The sequence below is a fragment of the Pseudomonas sp. P5_A2_2 genome (genome assembly GCF_054177685.1).
The window spans coordinates 1-3,095 of the sequence record NZ_JBGCUL010000539.1; the positions used below are offsets into that span (position 1 = coordinate 1).

Below are 3,095 nucleotides of genomic sequence, written 5' to 3' on the forward strand. Positions count from 1 at the left end.
GTCCTACCTGGTTGACCGGATGCTGATCGATCAGAAACCGGCCAAGCTCAACGCCACCGCTTTCACCGAAGACGAATTCACCCCTGGCAACCTGCGCAAACTCGGCACCCGCTAAACCCCTGGCGCCCCGACCGATTCATTCGGTCGGGGCGTTGTGCCTTTCCAAATCTGTAGATTTCACGGAAGACTGCCCATGAATAAACTCCTCACCGGCGTCATCGCCATGGCCAGCGTTGGCCTGTCGATGCAAGCCAATGCCCTGAACATCCTGCTGACCAACGACGATGGCTGCCGCGCGCCCGGCATCGACGCGATGTACCGCGCCCTGACCGCAGCCGGGCACAAGGTCACCCTGGTCGGGCCGTTGAACGACAGCAGCGGCATCGGCGCCGCCAGCGTGGTCGTGCCCGGCCAGGCCCTGGGGATGACCGAACTGGCACCGGGCAAATTTTGCGTCGGGCCACCACAGGGTTACACCTCGCCTGCCGGCAAGACTTCCGCCATCGGCACGCCAGTGGATGCGGTCAACGTCGGCCTCGACGTGATCCTCAAGGATTCGCCACCAGACCTGGTGGTGTCAGGCAGCAATTTTGGCGAAAACGTCGGCCCGCTGACGCAGATGTCCGGCACCCTCAACGCCGCCGTTCGTGCCATGTTCAAAGGAGTTCCGGCGGTGGCGGTGTCCACGGCCATCGACATGGACCTGATCATCCGCGATCAGCAGGCGGGCTATCGCAAGACCCTTGGCGCCATGGACGACACGGCGCGCTTTGCCGTGAAGGTCATAGAACAGGCGAGCCTGGCGGGTACCGAAGCGAAAAAATCCTGTAGCAAAAACAAACATGACTGCGAGCTGAACGTGCTCGGCCTGCCGGGAGTCAGCGGCCTGAACCTCAACTACCCGCCTCTGAAACCCGATGAGGCCAAAGGCGTGAGCTTTGCCCCGATCGGTAATTGGGATCGCGTGAACTTCACTTCGCAGCGCAGCGCCGATGGCGTGGTCCACGTCAACCTGGCCCCACCGTCGACACCGACCGAAGCCCAGCAAAAGGCCGATGCCTATCAACTGTGGCAAGGCCACGCGGTGATCACCGTGATCGACGGCAACATGACCGCGCCGCAGGCGGTGCAGGATCAGGCGAAGAAGATGTTGCGCGGGATCAAGCCTTAAGCCAGCGCAGAACCGTGTTAATCACAAAACCATTGTGGGAGCGAGCTTGCTCCGGGCGGCGTTCCGACGATGAGGCCGGCCCATTCAAAATAGATGTCGACTGACACTCCGCCATCGCGAGCAAGCTCGCTCCCACAGGGTTASCGGGTGTACGCAAYATCTGYGGGYAWCCAAAAAYCAKTGTGGGAGCGAGCTTGCTCCGGGCGGCGTTCCGACGATGAGGCCGACACACTCAACATCGATGTCGACTGACACTCCGCTATCGCGAGCAAGCTCGCTCCCACAGGGTTACCGGGTGTACGCAATATCTGCGGGTAWCCAAAAACCAGTGTGGGAGCGAGCTTGCTCGCGATGGCGGCAACGCGGTACTGGATCAGACCCATATCGCGTCCCACAGCGGATAATCGCCCAGCTTCTCCACCAATCCCGCGCGCAACGGGTTGGCGACGACATATCGTGCAAGCTTTACCAGATCCTCATCCCGCCTCAACGCCCGATCGTGATAACCCTGCTGCCAAAGACTGCCGCTACGACCAGAAGTCATGTTCACGGCTCGCGTACTCAACGATTTGGTTTTTTGCATCAGCTGACTGAGTGAGCACTGCTGCAACTCGATCAACCAATGAAAATGATCGGGCATGATGACCCAGGCAAAAGTGTTCGCCCAGTATTGTTCCTGTGCATACTGAAATTGCTTGACGACCAGCCGGCCCAAACCGAAATCCTTGAAAACCGGTTCTCGGTCCAGCGTGTTGCTCGTCAGCAGGTAAATCCTGTTGGGTTCAGGGTAGCGGCCTGTGCGCAGGCGATGTGAAGCGGGTAATTCAGGCATTCCTTTGCCCTCTCCATGGTGAATTCAGGAGGAAGGCTAGACCGGTGGATGCTTGGGAGTTGAATCAGCTTTTAACTGGATGTGTCTCCCACAGGGTTAGTGGGTGTACGCAAAATATGCAACCAACCGAAATTACTGTGGGAGCGAGCTTGCTCCGGGCGGCGTTCCGACGATGAGGCCGGCACATTCAACATTGATGTTGACTGACAGACCGCCATCGCGAGCAAGCTCGCTCCCACAGGTTTAGGTGTTGGCTTCAGACTGCCGGCTGGAACGGCACAAACTCGGTCACTTCCAGATCGAATCCGGACACGGCCTTGTACGGCACCGGCGAGCTCATCAGGCGCATTTTGCGGACGTTCTGGTCGCGCAGGATTTGTGCGCCGATGCCCAGGGTTCGTTGCGGAAACTGTGGTGTACGCAGTCTGCCGCCACTTCGCTGGCGCAACTGTTCGAGCACGCCGTCGGCGGTTTCCTTTTGCGCCAGCAGCACCAGCACGCCGTTACCGGCGGCGGCGATGCTCGCCAGTGAACGTTCGAGAGTCCACTGCTGTGACCCGTCTTCGCTTTCACACCCCAGCACATCCCGCAATGTCTCGATGCTTTGCACCCGCACCAGCACCGGTTGCGTACTGTCGATCCGGCCCTTGACCAACGCCAGGTGCAACGAGCCCTTGTAGGTGTCCTGATAGGTGGTCACCTGGAACTCGCCGTGGCGGGTTTGCAACGGATATTCGCCGCCGCGCTCGATCGTACCTTCATGCAGAATGCGGTAGTGAATCAGGTCGACGATGGTGCCGATCCGCAAGCCATGCCGCTGGGCGAATTCATGCAACTCGGCACCACGGGCCAGTTCCCCGTCCTCGTTGAGAATGCCCACCAGCGTTGCCGCCGGTTGCAGCCCCGCCAGTCGCGTCAGGTCGCAAGCAGCCTCGACATGCCCCGCCCGCTGCATCACGCCACCGGGCAAAGCTTGCACCGGGAAGATATGCCCCGGTTGCACCAGGTCCGCCGGAACGCTGGCCGGGTYGACCGCCACCTGGATCGAGCGCGCCCGGTCCGCCGCCGAGATGCCGGTGGACACTCCTGTGG

At 60.6% G+C, this 3,095-nt stretch carries 3 protein-coding genes; 1 reads left to right on the top strand and 2 read right to left on the bottom strand.

All coding sequences use genetic code 11. From position 1 onward, the window contains the following. Window positions 1-193 precede the first annotated feature (193 nt). Window positions 194-1,171, top strand: a complete 978-nt coding sequence (surE, locus tag ACXRVY_RS21870; protein WP_223463224.1) for a 5'/3'-nucleotidase SurE — start codon at window positions 194-196, stop codon at window positions 1,169-1,171. Window positions 1,172-1,544: 373 nt separating this feature from the next. Here surE and ACXRVY_RS21875 read toward each other — a convergent pair whose 3' ends face one another. Further along, window positions 1,545-2,003 carry an REP-associated tyrosine transposase gene (locus ACXRVY_RS21875; RefSeq protein WP_223463223.1) on the bottom strand — a complete coding sequence of 153 codons (459 nt, stop codon included), beginning with the start codon at window positions 2,001-2,003 and terminating at the stop codon, window positions 1,545-1,547. Between the two features lie 256 nt (window positions 2,004-2,259). Then, the coding region (locus tag ACXRVY_RS21880; protein WP_458238223.1) for a 3,4-dihydroxy-2-butanone-4-phosphate synthase at window positions 2,260-3,095 on the bottom strand (836 nt) is incomplete at its 5' end.

What these genes read in the sequence shown, in the direction of transcription:
- ACXRVY_RS21875 (WP_223463223.1), bottom strand. Translation starts at nt 2,003, where the DNA reads ATGCCTGAATTACCCGCTTCACATCGCCTGCGCACAGGCCGCTACCCT.
- surE (WP_223463224.1), top strand. Translation starts at nt 194, where the DNA reads ATGAATAAACTCCTCACCGGCGTCATCGCCATGGCCAGCGTTGGCCTG.